Consider the following 22495-nt stretch of genomic DNA (forward strand, 5'->3'; position numbering starts at 1 on the left):
TTACCCGTCTCTCGATGTTCCCTCGGACCGGTGCGCCGGCGGCTCGACCGGGCCGTGATCCCACACGGTAGGGAAGTAACGGCCGGTCAGCAACTCACCGGGTTCGACGTCGACCCGGCGTTCCATGATATGAGTCCGTGTGGGCTGGTACCTCGTCCATCCGGGCATGTAATGCACCGCGATGGCGGGCCGGCCGTTGTCGGACGGATTGGGTGGGCTGCCGTGCCAGGTCAGGCAGTGGTGGAACATGCATTCGCCCTTTTTTACCTCGCAGGGGACGATCTCGATCTTTTCGTCGTCCGGGATGAGGGACCGGTCGGGTTCCGGCGTAAAGCCGTCTTCGTTCGTCCCGATCGTGCCGCCCTTGTGGGGCCCCCAGTGGTGGCTGCGCGGCACCATGCGCATGCATCCGTTCTCGACGGTGGCGTCGTCCAGGGCCACCCAGGCGCTCACCAGGTCCGCAGGCTGGATAATCGGCCAGTAGGGATGGTCCTGGTGCCAGTCCGTGGCCCCGCCGCGCCGGGGCGGCTTGTACTGGATCTGGTCGTGCCACACCCGCAGCACGTCGGTACCGATGAGTTCGCAGGCCATGCGGCAGATCTCCGGTTGGTAGAGGTGGTCGCGGAATCCGTCGTCCGCCTGCCAGGTGTTGACCACCTGGATCACCACGTCCCGTTCCGCCTCCAGATCCTCGCCGGCTATGTTTCGAACCGCCTCGGCCTTGCCGCGGGATGTGCCCGCGATGACCGTCATGAGGCGATCCCTCAACGTATCGGCTTCTTCATCACTGTAAACGCGGCCGACGTTGAGAAATCCTGCCGCTCTGAACTCTTCGATCTGTGCCTGGGTCAGGGACACGCTTCGGCTCCCGGTTTGTGGAAAGATTGGAGCGAACGTAGCGGAAACCGCATCTTATGTCAAGCCTGTTGTCAAGCCTGATGTCCACCCGATTTCGCTTGACGATACCTCGACCGTTGATTACTTCCCGGAAACACCGGCACGATACGATTCCACATGACTAAAGGAACCCCAAATGGCGATACGCATGGCACAGTACGGCACCGGTCACGGGCATGCCGCCGGCAAGCTTCAATCCATGTCGACCCATCCCGATGTCGAGTGCGTCGGGGTCTATGAGCCGGATGCGGGGCGAAGGTCCGTTCTGGAGCATGCCGACGGGCCCTATGCCGACGTTCGATGGTTCGACCACGTGGAGGACATGCTGGGTGATCCGGCTGTCGTTGCCGTGGCTTCGGAAGGCCGCAACGACGAGAGCCTGGCCCAGACCGAGGAGATCGTCCGCGCCGGCAAGCATGCCTGGTACGACAAGCCCGCCGGCGACGACTGGCCAGGCTGGCAGCGAGTGGTCGGCCTTGCCGAAAAGGCGGACCTGCAGGTGCAGATGGGGTACATGTTCCGGTATCACGACGGGTTCCGCAAGATCGCCGACTGGGCCCGGTCGGGCATGCTGGGCAGCGTGTTTTCGATCCGGGCACACATGTCGACCAACGTCCCCGTTTCGTCCCGCGAAGTGATCAGCGCCCACCGGGGAGGCATTTTCTACGACCTGGCCGGCCACATGCTCGACCAGGTGGTCTGGACCCTGGGCCGGCCGTCCAGGGTGACCGCGTTTCTGCGCAACGAAACAGGGGAAGTCCCCGCATTCGCGGATAACGGCCTGGGGGTGTTTGAATACGAGCACGCCATGGCCACCGTGGATATCGCCGCCATGGAACCGTCTCCGCCCGCCCGCCGCTACGAAGTATACGGTACGGAGGGCAGCGCCATTCTCCTCGAGCCCTTCGAACCGGGCACGGAAGTCCGGCTGGTCCTGGCAGAAGCCCGGGAAGGGTACCCCGCGGGCGAGTCCCGTGTGCCCGTGGAAGGCCGCGGCCGCCAGGCGCTGTACGACCTCGAACTGGCGTCCTTCCTGAAGACCATCACCGGGAAGCAGCCGCCGGACCGTCCCCTGTCCCACGAACTGCTCGTGCAGGAAACCCTGCTCCGTGCGACACGGGGCCTGTCGTGAATCGGCCGGTGAAACATTACGACGTGATCGTGGTCGGCGGAGGGATCGTGGGCGTCTCGACGGCCTACGTGCTGGCCCGCCGCGGGCTGAGCGTCCTCCTCCTCGAACGGTACGCACCCGTCCACGAACACGGCAGTTCGCACGGCGACAGCCGGATGATCCGTTTCGACTACGAAGAGAACGTGTACGTCGAAATGGCGGCGCGCGCCTTCCGGGCCTGGGAGGATCTCGCGGAACGCCTGGGAAGGCCGGTGTTCAGGCGGGCCGGCATCTGCAACCTGGCGCCTGCCGGCGCGGAGGTGCTGGAGACGCTGGAGACCCGGCTGCGGGACTGCGAACTCCCCTACGAACGACTGGCCGGTCCTTCCTTTGCGCGCCGTTTCCCCCAGCTAAGCCTGCCACAGCACAGTGAAGCCATCTACCAACCCGACAGCGCCGTGCTTTTCGCCGACGAGGTGTTACGAAGCCTGTGGGACTGCGTCCGGGAAGACGGCGTGGACGCCCTGACGGAGACGGAAGTCGCTTCGATCGTCCCGTCCGAAAAGCACGTCGAGGTCACATCGGCGGACGGACGGTCCTGGTCAGGCACCCGCCTCGTGCTGGCAACCGGCAGCTGGACGGATGGATGGCTGAACGCGCTGGGGATCGATGTCGACCTGGTGGTGACGCGGGAGTTGCTGGCCTACTTTCCGCAGGCCGGGTCGGTCCCTCATGAGGCGGGTGCCATGCCCAACGTGATCGATTACCACACCCCCGATCCCTTCTACTGCGTGCCCCAGGTACGGGTACAGGGCGTCAAGGCCGGTTGCCACCGGACCGGCCGGGTCGTCGAGGCGGACGACCCCGAAGTCGTGGACGGCGCGAATCTTGCCACGGTGCGGGAATTCATCGGACGCAGATGTCCCCACCTGTCCCGGGATCCCGTCGCGGTGAAACATTGCCTGTACACCAACTCGGCGGACTTCCACTTCATCCTGGACCGCCATCCCGATCATGCGAACGTGGTCCTGGCGGCGGGTTTTTCAGGCCACGGCTTCAAGTTCGGCCCGGTGCTGGGAGAGATCCTGGCCGCCCGGCTGTTCGATGAAACGCCGCCCGTCGACACGAGTCTGTTCGGTCTCGAACGGTTCAGTAGTCAAAGTGTGCTGAAACCTCGTACGCTCGCGTAGCATCCCAACGCCGGCCATGCGCGTCTTTCGGTTCACACGAACCGGCGGCCGTCCTTGAACACGCCGACGATCCGGCGCATGGCGCCGATGTCCTGCAGTGGATCTCCATCGACGGCGAGGACATCCGCGAATCGGCCGGGTTCCAGGGATCCGACCTGATCTGCCATCCCCAGCATCTCGGCGGCCCGGCTCGTGGAAGCGATGATGGCGCCCATGGGCGAGAAGCCGCAGCACTTGACGGCGATGACGAGGCTCCCGGCGAAGTCCTCGAAGCGCGTGTCCGGGACGCCCGCATCGCTGGATATGACCATGCGGACGCCTGCCTCCAGCGTCCGGCGCAGCAAGTCGAATCGCTCGCCGTACTCGCTGTTCATCAACGCTTCCACTTCCTCGGACGAACCGGTCCTCGGCCCCGTGATCGTGTGGCTGACGTAAAGGCCCTTCTGCCGGATCAGGTCGACGGCATCCCCGTCGTAACGGTGGCCATCTTCCTCACCCATCCACGAACAGTGCTCGATGCTGTCGGTGCCCGCAATGGCACAGTTCATGATGCCTTCGGTGCCGTGGGCGTGGGCGGCGACTTTCCTGCCCAGACGATGGGCGTCCTGGACGAGGGCCGTCAGGGTCTCCGCCGAATACTGGGCGCGGCGCACGTTGCTGTCCGGCGTCAGTCCGCCTCCGGTGGCACAGACCTTGACCCAGTCCACGCCCATGGAGACCACCGTGCGCACGGCCTTCAGCACCTCCTCCGTGCTGTCCGCGCTGATCCCCATGTAGTTAAGGTGCCCCGCCGTCGTGGTAATGGGCAGGCCGCAGGCGAGTATGCGCGGGCCGTCCAGGTGACCCCCGTCGATGGCCCGCTTCAGGGTCAGCGTCACGCCGAACACGTCGGCGCAGTCCCGAACGGTCGTCACCCCGCCCCGCAAGGTCCGTCGGGCGTTCCCGGCGGCCTCGACCACGGACTCCACGGCGCTTTTGTGCGCCAGGGAGGTGACGCAGTCCTCCCGCGCGTTCATGACGAGATGTACGTGGGTATCGATAAGGCCTGGAAGCAGCGTGGCCGTGCCGAGGTCGACGACCTCTGCGTCGCCGGGAATGGAAAGGCTGTCGCGGGAACCGACGGCCTGGATCCGGTTGCCGTCCACGAGGATCAGCCCGCCGGGAATGGGCGCCGCGCCCTTCCCGTTGATGATCGAGCCGCCTGTGATGGCCTTTAGCAAGGATCCCGCTCCCGGGTTCCGGCTTACGACGGGTCGTCCGCGGCAGGTGCTACATCGAAGGCACCCATGCTGCTGTACTTCTCCAGCCGGGCTTCCAGGCGTTCCTCGACGGACTGTGTGCCCGCCTCGTGCAACGCCTTGAGGATGGATTTTCTGACGTTCGAAATGGCCGTTTCGTGGTCGCGGTGCGCGCCCCCGAAGGGTTCGGGCACGATTTCGTCGATGACGCCGAACTGGAGCAGGTCGGTAGCCGAAAGCCGCAGGGCCTCCGCACAATCGGCCTTTCTGGCGGCCGCCTTTTCCTGGTCCTTCCACAGGATGGTGGAACAGGGTTCGGGGCTGATGACCGAATACCAGGCGTTCTCCATCATGATGACGCGGTCGCCCACACCGATCCCCAGGGCGCCTCCGCTGGCGCCTTCGCCGATCACCATGACGATGATCGGCACGCGCAGCCGTCCCATCTCGTAGATGTTCCGGGCGATCGCCTCCGCCTGGCCCCGCTCCTCGGCGCCCGCGCCGGGATAGGCTCCGGGGGTATCGACCAGGGACAGGACCGGCATGTCGAACTTCTCGGCCAGCTTCATGATGCGCAGGGCCTTGCGGTATCCCTCGGGACCCGCCATGCCGAAGTTACGCATCACGTTTTCCTTGGTGTTCTTCCCCTTCTGGTGTCCCACCACGGCGATCGGCCGACCATCCATTTTCGCCAGCCCCGTGACCATGGCCTTGTCATCCCCGAAGGACCGGTCGCCATGCAGTTCGACGAAATCCTCCATCATCCCGTTGATGTAGTCGAGCGTGTGGGGGCGGTTCGGATGGCGGGCGATGAGCACGCGCTGCCAACGGGTCAAGTTGGAATAGGTCTTCCGCCGCTGGCGGGCCACTTCCTCCTCCAGGCGCTGGATCTCGTCGGCCAGGGCATCGAGGTTCTCGGTCACCGCATAGTTTCTCATTTCCTCTATGCGCTTCTCGAGCTCGTAGATCGGTTTTTCGAATTCGAGGATCGGTCCGTTCTCATCCATGACATGCTCCAGGCGCTGCAAACCGGCCTTCATAAACGGTAATCGCGGCGGACCCATGACGTTCGAGCAGTCCCGCCGCGTTCTCCCAAATAAAGATCAACCGGTACGACCTGTCAAGGGCGGGGACCGGGCGGGGACTGGGCGGGGACCGATCGAATAGACGCAGCCTGTTCTCCGGTAAACGTCAAATGCATTCAAAACGTTCCCGGTTACAGTTCACTGGATCGACCTCCCCCTCCCCCGGCAACGGGCCAAACCCCTTGACATCCAGGTTGCGGCCTGTTAGTTGACCGGTGCCCGGAACGGGTTGGAACGTCCCGGTGGGTATGCCTTGCCGGGCGAAAGGAACTACTGCCATGACAGAGTGTGATCGCACCGATGGAAACGGACTCGCGACACCGTACCCGCTGTCCGCCGAACACGTGCGGCAGTACCGTGAGAACGGTCACGTGCATCTTCGGTCCGTTTGTACGAAGAATGAAGTCGCCGAGTACCGTGAGGTGGTGAAGTCGATCACGTCCGAACGCTTCGCCGGGACGAGCAGGATGAGCGACCGGCCGGAGGACGATTTCTCCCGCGTTTTCATGCAGACGTTCAATCTGCGGGAGGCGGACGCACGCGCTGCCCGGTTCATCCAGTCGCCCCGTTTCGGAGAGATCGCGGCCGATCTGATGGGCGTGGACGCGGTCCGCATCTACTACGACAAGGCCATGTTCAAGGAACCCGGAAGCTGGATCACGCCGTGGCACCAGGACGGTCCCCACTGGCCCCTTCATTCGGACCACGTACTGACCATGTGGATACCCCTCGTGGACGCCACCATCGACATGGGACCGCCCCGTTTCGCCAGCGGTACCCACAGGTCAAGAGTGTTGGGCCCCAGGGGGATACACCGCGAATCGGAATCCTTTTTCGAAGACTACATCCACGCGAACCAGGTTCCGGTCGTGGAAGAAGAGATTCCGGCGGGGGACGTGACGCTGCACAGTCACTGGGTGGTCCATGGTGCCCGGGCAAACACGTCGGGCCGTGTCCGCGAAGCACTGGGTATCACGTTTTATGAAGACGGTGTTTTCATCGACGATTCCGCGTGCAGCGTGGAGAACCGGCCGGTCATCGACGCCAACCTCGGGAACAGGCAACCGGGCCAGCGGGCCGATCATCCGCGCAACCAGATCGTGTTCGACCGGTCGTGAGTCTGGTGACTTCGAATAGACGCCTCGCGCGATACAAGGCCGAGAGTGCATGACGGCAGGTCCGGTGTTACTCGCGCGTTACCGGACCGGGCGGCCGGGCGGCCATGCCAGTCGAGTAAGCTGGCTTGATTCGGGGGAAACTGGTCTGGATTGACGCCCGGTGGCGAGGCGCGGATAAATCGAGATTAACCACCGCCGCGCGGGTCGCGTCTCACCGTTATCGTGACCGATGTTTCCAAACTACCCGAGCGCGCTGTGATCACGGGCACAGGCATGCTCACGGCATAACCGTTCCAGACGACGGTGACCATACCATTGGCATCCACGGTGGCCACGTCCGTATGCTCACTCGACCAGGTTACAGGCGCATCGTCAATAGGCGCGTTGTTCTGATCGAACACCGTGGCAGTTAGCTGAACCGTCCCACCCGGAAGGTCTATCGTCGGAACGGAAGGTGTAATCGTGATTCGGACCGCCGTCTGTGCAACGGTGACCGCGGCGGACGTGGCGGCGTCACCGGCCCTGGCCGTGATCCGCGCTCTGCCGTTCTTGACGGCGGTGACCAGCCCGCGGCGGTCCACGTCGGCCACGGCCGGGTTTCCGCTCGACCAGGTTACCGCCGCCCCGGAAACGGGGTATCCATTTCCGTCAAGAGTCCTGGTGGTGAACTGTGCGGTCTCGCCGAGAGATGTCAGGGTGGCCGCCGCCGGTTCGATCACGATCCGGCTGACCGACTGTGACACCGTGACCGCCGCGGTGTCCGCCTCGCCCCCCGAGCGCACCGTAATCACGGCCTCACCATTCTTGACGGCGGTGACCATCCCGCGACGGTCCACGGTGGCCACGGCCGGGTTTCCGCTCGACCAGGTTACTGCTGCATCGAAAACAGTGTATCCATTTCCGTCAAGAACCCTGGCAGTCAGCCGGGCGGTATCGCCGATGGACGTGAGGGTCAGTACAGACGGATCGATCACGACGCGATCCACCGACTGCGACACGTTGACCGCCGTGGTCGTGGACGTATCGCCGGAACGTGCCGTGACGAAGGCGTCGCCGGGATCTACGGCCCTTACACGTCCTCTGTCGTTGACGGTCGCCACCCGCCTATCGCTGCTCGACCAGGTCACCAAGGCCTCCGCGACCGGGTGCCCGTTCCCGTCAAGAACCCTGGCGGTGAGCCTCGCAGTGTCGCCGATGGACGTTAGCGTCAGCGCCGACGGCTCGACCACGATGCTTTCCGCCACCTGGATCACCGTTATCGTCGTTGTCGTTTTCAAACTGTCCGAGCGCGCCACGATTACGGCCTCGCCATTCCGGACGGCAGTGGCCACCCCGTGGACATCCACGGTAGCCACGTCCTTGTTTTCACTCGACCAGGCTACTGCCGCATCGGGCACGGCGTGTCCATTTTCGTCGAATATCCTGGCGGCCAGTTGTGCGTTCTCTCCGACGGATGTCAGGGTCAGCGCCGACGGCTCGACCACGATGCTTCCCGGCACCTGGATCACCGTTATCGTCGTCGTTGATTCCAGGCTGTCCGCGCGCGCCGTGATCACGGTCTCGCCACTCCGGATGGCCGTGACCAGCCCGTTGTCATCCACGGTGGCCACGGCCGTATTGCCACTCGACCAGTTAACTGCGGACTCCATCACCGGTCGGCCGTTCCAGTCGAGAACCCTGGCCGTCAGCAGTTCGGTCTCGCCGATGGACGTTAGCGTCAGCGCCGACGGCTCGACCACGATGCTTTCCGGCACCTGGATCACCGTTATCGTCGTCGTTGATTCCAGGCTGTCCGCGCGCGCCGTGATCACGGTCTCGCCACTCTGGATGGCCGTGACCAACCCGTTGTCATCCACGGTGGCCACGGCCGTATTGCCACTCGACCAGGTTACCGCTGCACCGGGAATGACGCGTCCATTGCCGTCATGAATCCTGGCGATCAGCTGTACAGTCCTGCCGATGGACTTAAAGGTTATCTCCGACTGCTCGATTTCGATGCTGCCCGCAGACTGGATAACCGTAACTGCTGCGGTCGCGGACACACTGCCCGAGTGCGCCGTGATCACCGCGCTGCCATTCTTCATGGCCATCACATGGCCCAGGGCGTTGACGGCCGCCACGGCGGCATCGTCGCTCGACCAGGTTACAGACATACCGGTAATGGACGCGCTGTTCTGATCGTACACGGACGCGGCGAACTCCTTCGTCTCGCCTACGGCATTGAACGTGGCGGACGGAGGCGTAATGACAATCCGGGCGGGTACCGGTGTTACAGGTCGCTGTGTTTGTGGTGGCTTGGGCTTTGTGGGGCTGTCTGTGCCGCAACTGGTCAGCGCGACCAGAAACAGAAATGCAAGAGGAAGCCTACTCCAATAAAGGGGTGCGATTTTCAAGGTGTTTCCAGTTTTCTCCTGCCCGGTGATGTAGCCAGGCGGTTCGGCGGGGCTGTTACGGGGCCGTCCGATGATCGAACTGAAACAGCGGGTTATCCGACCAACCGGCCGGGTAGCCCGGGTCTTCGCATGCCACTGTAACCAAATGGGGATGACAGAACCATGACGAAGCTATTACAATAAGATTCACTCGCGGTTAAAGTTTGCGACGTCTAGCATGGGCAAGCTTATAAATGTACTCCATGCTGACAAATTGTCAATACATAAAAAATATAAAACGAATCTTACATCTGTCCCGGGTAGAAACACCGCGATTCGGTGTCCTTCTTCACGGACTACATCCACGCAAACCAAGTACCGGTTGTGGAAGCCAACCTGGGTAACGGGCGCCGGGTTCGGAGAGGAACGGTGGACAAATGACGCGAGAGCAAGCACTCGTGGTAAAGCTGCGGACCAGGCGCGGCAGGTTACTGGATCCCGCGCGGGAAGCACTTACCGCGTCCGTCGCGCTCCCGTTGCGGATGCGCGGCGCCGGCAAGGGGCTCGAACTGCTCTACCTCCTGCGCGCGCGACGCGGGGGCGATCCCTGGTCCGGACACATCAGCTTTCCCGGTGGAAAGATCGACGCTTCCGATGCAAGCCCCCGGGAAACCGCCATACGGGAAACCCGGGAAGAAACCCGCCTTGATCTGACCAGGGCGGAATACCTATGCCGTCTCGACGATCAGGCCACCCATTTGAGCAAGGTGCACGTCGCGGCTTTCGTGTATTTTATCCAGCGTGGAACCATGCTGTCTCTAAACCATGAGATTCAGCGCGCTTACTGGGTCCCGCTGACCGACCTGATGGATGAGAACCGGTACGTTACGACCGTCGTCTCGGGGGATTGGGGCGAGAGGGTGGTGCCCGCCATCAATCTTCTGGGCGCCGAGGGACCTGTGCTCTGGGGACTCACGTACCGCTTCACCGCACAGGTACTGGACTGCATCGGACACCCGTTGCCGGGCGGATCCGAGGTGCAGTTGCGCTAGACCGTTCGAGTTGCAGCCACAATCACGAACGAGTTGCAGCCACTCGCTCCACGAAACTCTTTAACTTAAAGAGGTTGATGTCCATGAAACTATCCCTGTCCGTACGTGTCGCCGAATCCGTCTTGAACAAGGAAGAAGCCAACCGATCCATGGAACACCTGGCCGACCTGGCTCGGGAGATCGGATATTCCGCCATGTGCATGCGGGCGTCCCAGGCGGGCATAAAGTCGCCGTTGGAACAGATCACCGCGATCCGGAAGGTACTCGAAGATCGGGGTCTGCCCGTTTCCATGATCACGGGAGACATCCCCATACTCGCGAACGACGAACGCGCCCCGGACGCCCTCCGGAACATCACGCCCTACCTGGACCTGGCCGAATTGCTGGAAGCCGACCTGATCCGGATCGGCATGAAAAAGGACGACGACATCGCCTGGGCGCAGCGGGCTTCCGACGAGGCGGCCGAAAGGAACATCCGCCTGGCGCACCAGTCCCACACCCGCAGCCTCTTCGAAACGGTGGAGGAGTCCGTCTCGGTGCTGGAGCGCGTGGGCCGTCCGAACTTCGGCATCATCTATGAGCCGGCCAATCTCGACCTGTGCGGCCAGGATTACGGACCGGAAACCATCAAGCGGTTCGAGCCCTGGCTCTTCAATGTCTACCTTCAGAATCACCGACTGAACCCCGAAGGATCCATGACCCTGAACACCTGGGTACGGGGCCCCGCGCCTCACGATCCGGTGCCCCTCCAGGAAACGGGCGGGATCGACTTTCCCATCATCATGCGGACGCTCGAAGAGATCGGATACGAAGGCTATGTCACAGTGCACCAAGCCTTTGCCGAGCTCATGGAGCCCGAAGACGCCGCCCGCCAGAGCTACGACTACCTGACTTCCATAGCGGACTTCGGGTGAAATAGGAATGGTCGTCTTGTAAACGTCGAAGGGATGCTGACGACGCTGAGCCGTTAGGGGCACGCTCGATGTCGACCGGTCCATTCCCGTTCAGGTCCGATGCTTCAAACCAGATAGACCAGAACGTAGAGGATGGGCCAGATGAGGACGACGAAGAGCCAGAACATGTAGCCCAGTACCACGCCGGTATGCTTTTCTGCGGTGTATGCGCCGGCGGAGGACCGGACCCAGAGGTAGAGCAGTACGAGGACGGTTACGAGCACGTGGACGGCATGTAGCCCGATGATCGTGTAGAACATGGCGCCGTACAGGCTCGAGGTCATGCTCAATCCGAACTGAATCAGCCGGATCCATTCGAATCCCTGGACCGTGAGGAAGACGACGCCCAGCACACACGTGACCATCAGCCAACGCGTCAGTTGGCGGGATGCATTCTGTTTAACGGCCCGGTACGCCCGGTGCATGGAGTAACCGCTCACCAGCAGAAACACGGTGTTTATGCCCGTGATCCCGATGGGCAGGCGAGGCTGGTCGGGCGGGGGCCAGTCCGCCACGAGTCCGGACCGCAGCCAGAACAGGATGAACAGCAGCGTGATGAAGAGGATGAATTCGCTGGCGATGAAGAGGTACATGCCCAGGATTTCCATGGGCATGCCCGGCTGGGTTTCCGGCTGGGCCGATCGCGCCGGCGGTTGACCGGCCTGTCGGGTCAAGGGTCATTCCTTTCCGGTGTATCTACCTGTAAATCTGTGGTGAGGATGGCGATAACGTCTCCATCGTCATGCATTGGAACTGAGCGTGTTATCATCCAGATCTCGCCGCCGCCCGCATCGTAGTAAGGGTCGGTCCAGATACCCATGTTTGTCTGCAGAGGCACCATGAACCAGTGCTGTTGCTCCAAGTTGTAGGATGAGGTCGCGAGGTCAATGGTATTGTAGCCGTTCTCGGTGCGAAAGACGTAGGGGCAGGCGGTGACCGTGCCGTCCTTGTCCAGAAGCGCGACGGCACTACCGTAGAAATCGGGATTCGCATCCAGGTAGGCACGCAGGCGCCCAGCATACTCAGCCGAGTCTGCCGGTCTATTCTCCCCCAGTTCCGTCACAAGAACATCAAGGGCCGTAACCACCGAGTTCTTCATATCTTCCCGGTTGGTTTCGGGGAGCTCAGAAAGATCGGGCGCTTCGTTGCCACATGATTTGGCGGCAAGGACAGCAAGGATCAGCATCGCCAGGGCAAATTTCGAGCGCATAGGTTCTCCTTTTTCCATCATTCCGCGACGTTTTGTACTTGCGCCGGTTTGGCCATCCGGTAACCGACGCGAGATTCCGTGAAGATGTACCGGGGGTTTCCTGCTTCGTCGCCCAGTTTGCGCCTGAGGTTCTTGACGATGGACCGTACCACCCTCAGGTCTCCAGAGTTCCTCGACTGCCAGACGTTCCTCAGAAGCTGGTCGTAGCTGACCACCTTGCCGGCATGGGTCGAAAGAACCCGGATCAAGTCGTACTCGGTGGCCGTCAGGGTCAACGGACTGCCCTCCAGGACAACCCTTCGTTCATCGTAATCGATGACCAGATCGTCAACTTGAAATGGTGCGGGCGGTCCGGCGTTCTTGCGCAGCGCGGCCTGGATCCGCGCGATCAGTTCCGTCGGCGAGAACGGCTTTACCACGTAATCCGCCGCACCGATCTCCAGCGCCTTGGCGATCGTTTCGTCCCTGCCGTACGCCGACAGGAAGATCACCGGACGTTCCGACAGCGCCGTCACGTTCTGCATCAATTCGATGCCGTCGGTACCGGGCAACAGCAGATCGAGCAGGACAAGATCCGGCTGCCGGTCGTTCACCAGGTTTTCGACTTGTTCGGGCTCTCCGGTCAGAATCGGACTGTAACCCGCGTTCACCAGAATACCCCTGATGTATCCCAATGCCTGTGGATCGTCATCCACGACGAGTATGCTCGGCTGTTGTCCACCGGAGGGTGAGGAACCGGCAAGCCTGCCGTCCGGTGCGGCCACGGCACTCACCGGAACTTCATCGGCCACCGGAATCGTGAAGGTAAACCGCGTTCCAAGCCCCATCCCCTCGCTCTCGGCCCAGATGCGCCCGCCATGGGCTTCCACCAGCCCCTTGCAGATGGACAGGCCCAGGCCCGACCCCAATCCCGCTTCGTCGCGACCGCTTCGGGCATATTTCCTGAAAAGGTGAGGCAGCCGCTCCGCGGGAATGCCCCTGCCTTCGTCCACAACCGACACCTCCACCTGGTATTCCTTCAACTCAGCCTGCACGGTAATGGTGGACGAGTCGGGCGAATTACGGGCAGCATTGGAAAGGAGATTGCACAGCACCTGAACGACCCGCTGCTGGTCCGCCCGCACTCTCGGAAGCTCCGGCGGCAGGTCGATCTTGACGGTCTGGCGATGCTCACCGCTGAGGAAGGCGCTTCTGGCCTGGTCCACGATTACCGCCAGGTTCGCCGGTTCAGGAGATACGGAGAGCAAACCCGTCTCGATCTGCGCCGCGTCCATCAGATTGCCGATCAACTCGCTCAGGTTGTCGACCTGCGCGTCGATGATTCGAAAAAACTGTTGAGATACCGCGGGCTGTAGTACGGAAGCGTTTCCGAGGGCCGTGGCCGCGCAACCCTTGATGGATGCAAGCGGAGCCCTCATTTCATGACTCACCGTGCTCAGGAACTCGGACCGTTGGCGTTCCAGGTCTTCCAGCGGCGTCATATCCTGAATGGTGACCACGACCGACTGTACCTCGCCCTGCTCTGATACGATAGGCGTGGCATTGATCAGCGTCGTGACTTTTCTGCCATCGGGGACCTCGAGCACGATTTCCTCGGCGCGTACGGTTGTCGCCTCGCGCAGCAGCCGTACCAGCGTGTATTCCTCCAGTTCGATTTCACGCCCGTCCGCACGCTTCACGTTCATCACATCAAGCAGATCCACAATAGACATGCCGGGGGTCTGCAGGTCGCCGACGATTCGGCGCGACTCCTGGTTGAACGACACGGCCTTCCCGGTCCGCGCGTCAAACACCGCGACACCGACGGGTGAAGTGTCGATCAGCGCCTCCAGATCCGCCCGGGGCTGTTGTTCATCACGGTGCTTCTTGGCGTTTGCGATCGCCGCGCCGGCCTGTGAAATGAACATTGAAATGATCCGTTCGTCTTCCGCGGTAAACTGCTGCCCGGTTTCCTTGTCGAGCAGGTAGAAGAATCCTACCTGGGCACCCTGGTGGCGGATCGGAACGCCCAGGAGAACATGTTCCATTATTGGATGTATGGTAAGACCGAGCGACTTGAAATGAGCCGACATGTTCTTTAACCGGAGGGGCTGCGTAACGCCCTTCAAATACTCCCAGATTTCGGACCCGTGCGGCAGATCCAAGAGCTCCTGATACTCGCGATCACTCAGGCCATGGGCGACGAAGTCCAGTAACTGTCCCGATTCGTCCATCATGGTGATTCCGCCCATCCTTGAACCGGTCAGCGCGCAGGCTCCCGCGACGACTTCCTGCAGGACCGTGTTGACGTCAAGACTCTCGCTGATACGCAGGCTGGCCTCGCTCAGTTTTTCCAGCTGCTCCTGCAGCTTCCTGTTTCTATCCTTTAACCTGTCAGCGTCCGGCATCGATCTGCTCCTCTGTATGCACGGTATCCGAAATCGCTCTGCTGACCGGCTGAACCGGCATCGCCCGCGCCCAGCCGAATACGACCATCCTGATCCTGACCGGATAGATGATCACATTGAATTTACACGATATGAATAGATCATCATATGAAATTCATAAACCGTTACTGTTAATTCACAATCTTTCCACTACCCGTGATTCGTCACCATAATTTCAACACCGGGAATAGCAATGGGAAGATCGTTGAGACGGGCGTCCTGATTCGCGATGGATAACCATAAAGGAGGAGATGGCGGCGGTGAGTAAAACGAGGGAGGAGAAGGCGCCGGAAGTTCGGTATTCAACCGTCAATCGTGATGCGGATTCTGGGGGGAGCGTGTGGGAATCGAACCCACCACGGACCTGTTTAGGGCCCGCCATCGGATTTGAAGTCCGTGAGGCGCACCAGCAACCCATACACTCCCCTGTGTGCTGCTTCTGTATTCTTTTTCAGTCCCCTTGCGCCAGCCTGTGCGTGCCGGACTCCCGGTTGGTGACGCCCAGGTCGCAGTAATAGTCCAGCAACACGGTGGCGTGCGCCCTGGAAATACCCAGGTGGCTGCGGAACTCGGACGCACGCACGGTGCCGTGGGATTCCAGGTAGGCCACCAGACGCTGCCTGACTGACTCAAGCGCCCGGTGATGCATGATCTGCCGGTCCGCGAACTCGACGAAGACTTCCTGGTCCAGGGCATACCCGGCCATGCTCCTAATCATATCCGCGTCCGCGTCCAGATCAACCTGTAATTCCTTCACAATTATCGACCGATCTGCCATGACCTGCGGCAGATCGTTCATGTTGAAGACAGCGGGAGGTACGGCCTCGCCCAGTTCCTCGAACGCCTCGAGTATGCGTTTTTCCCGGGCGTTCAGCTTGACCGTGTGGGTGGCCAGCCGGACCGACCGGCTAGACAGCACGATCCGGCCTTCCGCGTCGAGGTCGTTGAGCAACCCGTCATAGACGGTGTTGGGAGGTTCCCAGGACAGCTGAAGCCTCGGGGCGTCCTTGGGCAGCGTATGCTTCAGCCGTTGGGTGCGGTGCATCTTTTCGAGCAGTTTGACCAGTTCGTCCTTCAGGCCAGCGTATCCTTCCCGGTGCAGATACCTGTGGTCCGGGAACCGGACAAGTTCGCCCTTTTCCACCAGCCGCGTCAGGCTTTGTTCCAGCACTTCGGCATTCAGGTTCGTGAATCGAACGAGGTCCTCCATGGACTTGAGTTGCTGTGTGCCGTGTGCGTGCCCCATGACCCGTTCGATCAGGACATCCGGTTCCGCGCCGGTCACCGCTTCCAGGTAGTCCAGAACGGGCCGGCGGAACCGGCGATTCTTCTGGGGATAGACCTCCACGAACCGGCCTCCGCCGAGCAGCCGCATGGATGAAAAACCCCGGATGATGAAGCGCTCGTTGCGTTCGGCCACGATGGGTTTCTCGAGGCGAAGCTGCACGTAACCTGTCTCGCCCGGTGCGAGTTCGTCCCGGTCGAGCAGGATCAGCCTGCCGATGGTCTCGCTCGTGCCCTTGTGCAGGCGAACGCGCTGCCGGTTCTTCAGCGGCTCTTCCAGAGACTCCAGGCACTGCACCGTGGCATCGGTCATCATGGTCGGAAGCAGGTAACCCGGCGCGCCCAGCTCATCGCCCCGTTGAATATCGGCCGTCCTGACATTCGAGACGTTCAGCGCGACGCGCTGTCCTTTGACGGCACGTTCCACGGTGTCGTTGTGGGTCTGCATTCCCCTGATCCGGAGCGGCGTCCCGGCCGGAAGCAATTCCGCGTCCGAATCCCGCGAGAGACTTCCCGACAGGACGGTACCGGCGATGACCGTTCCGAAGCCCTTCATGCTGAACACCCGGTCCACGGGCATGCGGAAGTATCCTGCGTCGTCTTCGACCGACAGTCCGGCCAGCCGGTCTTCGATGATCTCCTTCAGCCGGCCGATCCCCTGGCCCGTTACCGATGAAACCCGGACGACCGGCGCGTCCTCCAGGAACGAGCCTTTCACGAGCGACTTCACATCGTCCTCCACGAGCATCAGCCACTCTTCGTCGACCAGGTCGCATTTCGTCAGGACGACGATGCCCGCGTCGACCCCCATGTATCTCACCGTGCCCAGGTGTTCGACAGTCTGGGGCATGACGCCCTCGTCGGCGGCCACGACGAAGAGGACGAGACGTATGCCGCTCACTCCGGCGACCATGGTCTTGAGAAACCGCTCGTGGCCCGGGACATCGACGATGGGGACTTCCCGCCCGTCGCCCAGGGGCATGAAGGCGAAACCGAGGTCGATCGTCATGCCCCGGTCCCGTTCCTCCTTGAGTCGATCGGGATGAACGCCGGTCAGCGCTTCCACCAGGGCGCTCTTGCCGTGGTCGACGTGTCCGGCCGTGCCTATGGTGAGATGAGACATGGTTGCAGGGGATCGTGGTTGTGACGGCAGTATGAACGCGCGTTCGAATTAATCGGACCGGACGACGATCACACGGTCCGCGCTGCCATGCAGGATGGCCCGGTTCTCGATGCCGGCGTTTCTTCCGATGACCGCATAGGAGATCGATGCGCCGTCGCCGACATCGGCGCCCGTCATGATCACGCTGTGCTCGATGGCCGCGCCGTGTCCGATCCGTACGCCGGGGCCGATACTGACGCCGGGGCCGATGCGGCAACGTTCGAGTTCGGCCGTGTCGTCGACGATCACCGGCGGTCGCATCACGAGGTTCGGCGACGAGAAGTTGTCATCCATGATCTCCGGCAATGCCGACCTCGTGCTTTCCGGGCCTGAAGCGAGCATCCGTTCATTCGATGCCAAGTAGGCCTCGGGCGATGTCACGTCGAATGGCGGATGGTCGACGTCTATTCTCAGCACGGTTTCGCCGCGGGCGGCAAGATCATCCAGCGCCGCGTCAAACAGGCCATTCAGTGTATAGTCATGGGTGCTTCTGTCTACCAGGACTTCGCAGGTCCGGACCGTCATCAAATAGATACGGCTATGCTCATCGGCATCACGCGACGTGCCGGAGGTGTGGCCGGCGTTTCGCCCCGTACGGATTCCACACGGGCGGTGCTCTCGGTACGACTGAACCAGTTGCGCGTAGACCTCGGATCCCAGCAGTTGAGGACCGGTTGACACCAGAAATGGCGCATCTTTCGCAAACGCCGCCACTTCCCTGACGAACTGACACAGGCGCTGTCCGGCCGGTGCATCCCGTGCGTCCCGGGCATCCCGAGCGTTCCGTGCATCCTGGTAGGCCAGGGATATGCCCCACCGCGCCCCATTGCCGCAAAACGCCGCGATCTCCCCGGTGTCCCGGCCGGCCGCGATCAGCGTTTCCCGGACCCCGGCCCGAGCGTATTCCGACAGCATCCATTCGACAAGCGGCCTGTTGGCCAGGGGAAGGAGCAGATCCGGGCAGCCATCCCATTCGGCAGGCCCGGCCGCATCGCGATCTTCGGTCAGAATGACGCCTCTAACCAACCCGTTGTCGTCCATGCTTCGGCGGCTCCCGGCGGCAGGTCGCGACCTGTCAAAACCCATGGTCCGCAACCCGCTGCAACCCCTGCGGAATCCTCTGAAACGACTCGACTAAACTAAGTTTGGAACCCGCTTTCGTCAAGGCCATTGGAGGCGGAGGATACGGGGGATTTGCTTGACAGGGACCACGGTCCGGGCTTACTTACCGCCCGTTGTTCGGAAGTTTCTACCGGCGAGAGGAACAGTCATGTCCCCAGCGAGAGGCCGCAGCGGCGAGATGTCCTTCCTGGAACATCTCGAAGAGCTTCGCAGGGCCATACTGAAGTCCGTCCTCGCCATCCTGATCGGCATGGTCCTCTGCTTCACCTTTGCCGACTACATCATCAATTTCCTGCTCTCGCCGACCTTCCAGGAAAACCTCAAGACCGAGATCGAGATTCAGGCCATCCGGCCGGCCGGCATGTTCACGGCCAGGGTGAACATCTCGCTGCTGCTGGGATTCGCCCTCGTACTGCCCTACGTCCTCTACCAGCTCTGGACATTCATATCGCCCGGCCTGCTCGACAAGGAGAAGAAGTACGTTCCCCTCGTCATCTTCTTCTGCTGCGTGCTGTTCCTCGTCGGCGCGGCCTTTGCTTTCTACGTCCTGATCCCGGTCATGGTCCGGTTTTTCGTGCAGCTCCATGTACCGGACATCAAGCCCCAGTGGGACATCGGGTTCTATATCGGACTCGTAAACAAGATGGTACTCATCATGGGCGTCGTGTTCCAGATGCCGGCGGTGGTGGCCTTTCTGACCTGGCTTCGCATCCTTAACGCCGGCGTGCTCAAACGGGTGTGGCGCATCGCCCTGGTCGTCATATTCATCGCCGCCGCCGTCATAACGCCCACGGGCGATCCCTACACGCAGACCCTCGTGGCGATTCCGCTGGTGGTGCTGTACTTCATCAGCATGGGGATCGCCGCGCTGATCGGCCGCAGCCGCAGGAAAGCCGAAGAGGCGAAAGAAGAGGAGGAGGGGGATGACGACGGTGACGGTGGTGGAGAAGGCGGCGGCGGTGATGACGACGGGGAGCGGCCCGCGCTGACCACCGGCGAGCCCGATACCCCGACCCTTCCCCGGGATTCGTCGACCCCAGCTGGCGAGCAGCGCACCGGCCGAGGCTACTGGCCTGATGACGACGAGTTCATCTACGACTACGATGTAGAGATGGGGTACTCCGAAGAGCCGGAGGACAAGGCTGACGAGTCGGACCGGGACGACCGTAAAGGCGATAGCGATCCCGCGGATGGTGACAAGAGAGATCAGGATAAGGTGGAAACGGACGAGAACGGTGGAGACGAGGCAAGCGGGGACGAAACCAGTGGAGACGACTCCAGCGAATCGGACGAGACCGGCGAATCGGGCGACTCCAATGACGCCGGCAAAGAAGATCAGCAGGATGGTACGGACTCAGACCGTTCAGACGATGACAAGAAGAACTGAAACCCTGGGAATCAGACGGGCCGGAAGCTGAAACCGGTCAGCATGCCCACCACTCACAGAAAGTGCGACACCCGCAGGTACAGGTACCGGCCCATGTAATCGTAGGTGGAGAAATCCGAGGTCCCCAGCAGCCCGTTGAAGATCACCGTGGGCGGCTGGTTGAACACGTTGTTCATCCCCAGGGTCAGCACGGTACCGCCCGCTCCCGTAAATAGCCTGTACGTTCCTCGAAGGCCGAGCACGCTGTTGGACTCCACGTCCCTGTAGGCCGGCGTCTCGACGACGTCAGCCCGGTACAGGCCCTTGCAGTCGTTGTCCTCGCACTCCACGAAACCACCGACGTATTCCCACGTGAGTCCCGCCGAAGCGCGCCGCCACTTGAGGTCCAGCGCGGCGCTGTGGCGCCACCGGGGGAACACGCCCACGTCGTAGTATCCCCTGGCCTTGATCACTTCCGTGCCGCCGGCCGCGGGAGTGAACTGGTCGTACCGGAACAGCAGGTTGGCCTCCACCCGCGCCGACAGGATGCCCCAGGAGGTGTTCCCGTTGTATGCTGCCTCCAGGTCCAGCCCGGCGGTCTCGGTCTCGCCGACGTTGGTATTGGTCTGCACGATGTGGGAGATCAGCTTCGTATCGGCGTCCCGTACGATCTGGCCGCAACTGGTGGGGTTGTCCTGCGAGTAGCAATTGCTCAGGATGACGCCCGCGGGAAGGGATCCGATCTCGTCCTCTATCCTGTTCCGGTAGTAGTTCAGGTCGACCTGGAGGTCCGGTGCGAAACCGGGGCGATAGCGCATGCCTGCCGTGATCATCCCCGCGCGCTCCGGTTCGAGCTCGGTCGACCCGCCCTCCCGTGCCCGCAGTTGGGCGCGGGTGTCCCTCAACCCGGACGGGACGCCCGCGGCGGCGCAGTTCCGCCGCTGCTGCGAGGTAAGTTCCCTCGGGTTGCCCGCTTCGTCCACCACGCTGCAGGGATCGCTCACCAGGGGAAACACGTCGTTCGCGCCGAGGAACATCTCGGCGATGCCGGGGGCACGGAAGGCGTTGGAGTAGGTGGCCCGCAGCGTCAGGCCCCGGGGCAATTCCAGGCCGGCTCCGGTCTCATAGGTCAACCCGGCACCGAAGGTGTCGTAGTGAAACACTCTTCCCGCCGCGTTCAGGTGGAACCCGACGCCGTTCCCGTGGTAAACCGGCATCCGGGTCTCGCCGTACAGGGCACGGACCGAAAAGCCTCCTTCGGTCGCTTCGGTTCGAAACCCCGTCGTGTTGCCCGAAGCCGTAATGGGATCGGGTGTATAGGCGCCGGACTCCCATCGCGACGACACGCCCGCGGCCACGGACAGCGGTCCGTGCGTGAGTTCCGCCAGGTCGCCCGTCAGGTTCCACTGCAGGATCTTCTGCTGCGTGTAGCCCCGGGCAACGCCGGTGTACTGGATGTAGGCCAGCATCTCGGGCGTGATGGTCCCGGCGCCGTGCAGGATATCGAGGGGGACACAGCTCCCCGTGCATGCCTCGTCCGGACCCAGCGCCCTCGTGAGGTTGCTCCGGATGAAGCGGCCCCGGTTGACCGTGGTTCCCGATGTGCGTCCGAAGGCATAGAAGACGTCAGAGTCGAAGTTTGCGAGGCGGCTTCTGAGGCCCAGTACGATGCGGAAGGTGCTGAGGTCCTGGTTGAAGATCCGGTTGCCGGCCTCCACGAAGCGGCGCCGCACGTCCACGAAGTCCCGCCCGAACGCATTGTACCGGTTGCCCGCCGAGACCGGGGTGCCTTCTTCGATGGTGAAGAGCGGAGTCGGCGCGAGTTTCTGTTCGGACTGCCGGTTGGTGTACACCACCTCGAAGAACGGCCGCAGCCGTTCGCTCAACCGGTGCGTGCCGCCGAGGAACGTGGTATACCGTTTTTGTGGCGTGAAGATGTAGTTCTCGGGCTGGTAATTGTAGAGGTCGCCGGTGCCGTCCAGCGAGTTTCCCGCGTAATTGAAGGGCCGCCAGCCCATGGACGGATCGAGGAAGTAGTCGCCGGCCTCGTCGCCCGCCGCCGCGTTGACGGCCTTCCAGGCGTCGTTCCCCGCCGCGGCCGACCGGACGATGATATGGCCTTCCGGCGTCGCCGAGCTGCCGCTCGTCGTGAAGGATCCGTCGTTCCTTCCCCAGTCGTAGCTCTTGTCGGATTCGCTGAAACCACGTTCGTAGGTCCAGACCGGCCGCTGGTCGTGGAATCCGGCGGAGAACAAGATGTTTCCCCGGTCTCTTTCAAGCCCCGCGGAAAAAGCCAGGTCTATGGCCGCGCCGTCCCCAGCGCCCGATACGCCCTGGTAGGCCTCGAATTCCACGCCGTCCAGGTCCGACCGCGTGATGATGTTGACGACCCCGCCCACGGCGTCGGAACCGTAGACCGCGGAGGCGCCGTCCTTGAGTACTTCAATCCGTTCGATAACGGTGGAAGGAAGGGCGTTAAGATCGACCGCGGCGTCCGCGCCGAGGCCGCCGGGCACGAACCTGCGGCCATTGACCAGGACCAGCGTCCGGTGGGCGCCGAGTCCGCGGAGGCTGATACGGGTGGCCCCGTCACCGCTGTAATTCGCCTGGGTATTGGTGGCGTTGGATTGGACCGTGAGCGACTGGAGGACGTCCCCCAAGGAGGCGAGCCCCCTGGCCCGGATCTCCTCGCGGGCGAGGATGACCACCGGGGCCGTCGAGCCCTCCGCCTCGCCCCGTATCCTGGACCCGGTCACCGTCACTTCGTCGAAGACGTAGTCGATCTGAAGGGAGTCCGGCCCTGCCGCGTCCTGGGCGAGGATCCCGGTACTGGTGGGCGCCACGAATAAACACGCCGCCAACAGCCATGTTCGTCCGTCGATCAATACCGGGACCCGTCTGTTTACAGT

At 62.3% G+C, this 22495-nt stretch carries 16 protein-coding genes and 1 tRNA gene; 6 read left to right on the plus strand and 11 right to left on the minus strand.

The features are described 5' to 3' along the window. The gene (locus tag F4X08_05625) at nucleotides 1–858 is read right to left on the minus strand and encodes a phytanoyl-CoA dioxygenase family protein (protein MYD25272.1); all 858 of its coding nucleotides are present in this window, start codon (nucleotides 856–858) and stop codon (nucleotides 1–3) included. 175 nt (nucleotides 859–1033) lie between these two features. Here F4X08_05625 and F4X08_05630 point away from each other — a divergent pair, with 175 nt between their 5' ends. Further along, a complete protein-coding gene (locus tag F4X08_05630) occupies nucleotides 1034–2029 on the plus strand; it encodes a Gfo/Idh/MocA family oxidoreductase (protein MYD25273.1) in 996 nt (331 codons plus the stop codon). Then, the gene (gene solA, locus F4X08_05635; GenBank protein ID MYD25274.1) at nucleotides 1693–3198 is read left to right on the plus strand and encodes an N-methyl-L-tryptophan oxidase; all 1506 of its coding nucleotides are present in this window, start codon (nucleotides 1693–1695) and stop codon (nucleotides 3196–3198) included. The genes F4X08_05630 and solA overlap by 337 nt, the downstream gene beginning before the upstream one ends. A gap of 32 nt (nucleotides 3199–3230) precedes the next feature. Here solA and F4X08_05640 read toward each other — a convergent pair whose 3' ends face one another. Next, on the minus strand, nucleotides 3231–4418 hold the full coding sequence (locus F4X08_05640) for an amidohydrolase family protein (GenBank protein MYD25275.1): 1188 nt from the start codon (nucleotides 4416–4418) through the stop codon (nucleotides 3231–3233). A gap of 23 nt (nucleotides 4419–4441) precedes the next feature. After that, nucleotides 4442–5443 (minus strand): acetyl-CoA carboxylase carboxyltransferase subunit alpha, encoded by a 1002-nt coding sequence (locus F4X08_05645; protein ID MYD25276.1) that lies wholly within the window; start codon nucleotides 5441–5443, stop codon nucleotides 4442–4444. A gap of 326 nt (nucleotides 5444–5769) precedes the next feature. Here F4X08_05645 and F4X08_05650 point away from each other — a divergent pair, with 326 nt between their 5' ends. Then, the gene (locus tag F4X08_05650; GenBank protein MYD25277.1) at nucleotides 5770–6639 is read left to right on the plus strand and encodes a phytanoyl-CoA dioxygenase family protein; all 870 of its coding nucleotides are present in this window, start codon (nucleotides 5770–5772) and stop codon (nucleotides 6637–6639) included. A 185-nt stretch (nucleotides 6640–6824) separates the two neighbouring features. On the opposite strand, the gene F4X08_05655 is transcribed toward F4X08_05650, so the two are convergent. Next, nucleotides 6825–8825, minus strand: a complete 2001-nt coding sequence (locus F4X08_05655) for a hypothetical protein (GenBank protein MYD25278.1) — start codon at nucleotides 8823–8825, stop codon at nucleotides 6825–6827. A gap of 623 nt (nucleotides 8826–9448) precedes the next feature. Between F4X08_05655 and F4X08_05660 the strand changes: the two genes are divergently transcribed. Next, the gene (locus F4X08_05660; GenBank protein ID MYD25279.1) at nucleotides 9449–10063 is read left to right on the plus strand and encodes a CoA pyrophosphatase; all 615 of its coding nucleotides are present in this window, start codon (nucleotides 9449–9451) and stop codon (nucleotides 10061–10063) included. 77 nt (nucleotides 10064–10140) lie between these two features. Next, a complete protein-coding gene (locus F4X08_05665) occupies nucleotides 10141–10977 on the plus strand; it encodes a sugar phosphate isomerase/epimerase (GenBank protein MYD25280.1) in 837 nt (278 codons plus the stop codon). Nucleotides 10978–11081: 104 nt separating this feature from the next. Here the strand turns inward: F4X08_05665 and F4X08_05670 are convergent, their stop codons facing one another. From F4X08_05670 to F4X08_05695, 6 genes are all read right to left on the minus strand, one after another. Continuing rightward, nucleotides 11082–11690, minus strand: a complete 609-nt coding sequence (locus F4X08_05670; protein ID MYD25281.1) for a heme-copper oxidase subunit III — start codon at nucleotides 11688–11690, stop codon at nucleotides 11082–11084. Next, entirely contained in the window at nucleotides 11687–12226 is a 540-nt protein-coding gene (locus tag F4X08_05675; protein ID MYD25282.1) for a hypothetical protein, read from the minus strand. Before F4X08_05675 ends, F4X08_05670 begins: the two co-directional genes overlap by 4 nt. Before the next feature lie 17 nt (nucleotides 12227–12243). Continuing rightward, a complete protein-coding gene (locus F4X08_05680) occupies nucleotides 12244–14613 on the minus strand; it encodes a response regulator (protein MYD25283.1) in 2370 nt (789 codons plus the stop codon). A gap of 367 nt (nucleotides 14614–14980) precedes the next feature. Further along, nucleotides 14981–15078: transfer RNA gene (locus tag F4X08_05685), tRNA-Sec, on the minus strand. A 25-nt stretch (nucleotides 15079–15103) separates the two neighbouring features. Beyond that, nucleotides 15104–17059 carry a selenocysteine-specific translation elongation factor gene (gene selB / locus F4X08_05690; GenBank protein ID MYD25284.1) on the minus strand — a complete coding sequence of 652 codons (1956 nt, stop codon included), beginning with the start codon at nucleotides 17057–17059 and terminating at the stop codon, nucleotides 15104–15106. A gap of 48 nt (nucleotides 17060–17107) precedes the next feature. Then, nucleotides 17108–18184: an NDP-sugar synthase gene (locus F4X08_05695; protein MYD25285.1), complete on the minus strand. Its 1077-nt coding sequence runs from the start codon at nucleotides 18182–18184 to the stop codon at nucleotides 17108–17110. 184 nt (nucleotides 18185–18368) lie between these two features. Between F4X08_05695 and tatC the strand changes: the two genes are divergently transcribed. Beyond that, on the plus strand, nucleotides 18369–19607 hold the full coding sequence (gene tatC / locus F4X08_05700) for a twin-arginine translocase subunit TatC (protein MYD25286.1): 1239 nt from the start codon (nucleotides 18369–18371) through the stop codon (nucleotides 19605–19607). A 53-nt stretch (nucleotides 19608–19660) separates the two neighbouring features. Here the strand turns inward: tatC and F4X08_05705 are convergent, their stop codons facing one another. Beyond that, nucleotides 19661–22471, minus strand: a complete 2811-nt coding sequence (locus F4X08_05705) for a TonB-dependent receptor (GenBank protein MYD25287.1) — start codon at nucleotides 22469–22471, stop codon at nucleotides 19661–19663. Nucleotides 22472–22495 lie beyond the last annotated feature (24 nt).

This window comes from Gemmatimonadota bacterium (assembly GCA_009841265.1).
Classification (GTDB): Bacteria; JAAXHH01; JAAXHH01; order JAAXHH01; family JAAXHH01; genus JAAXHH01.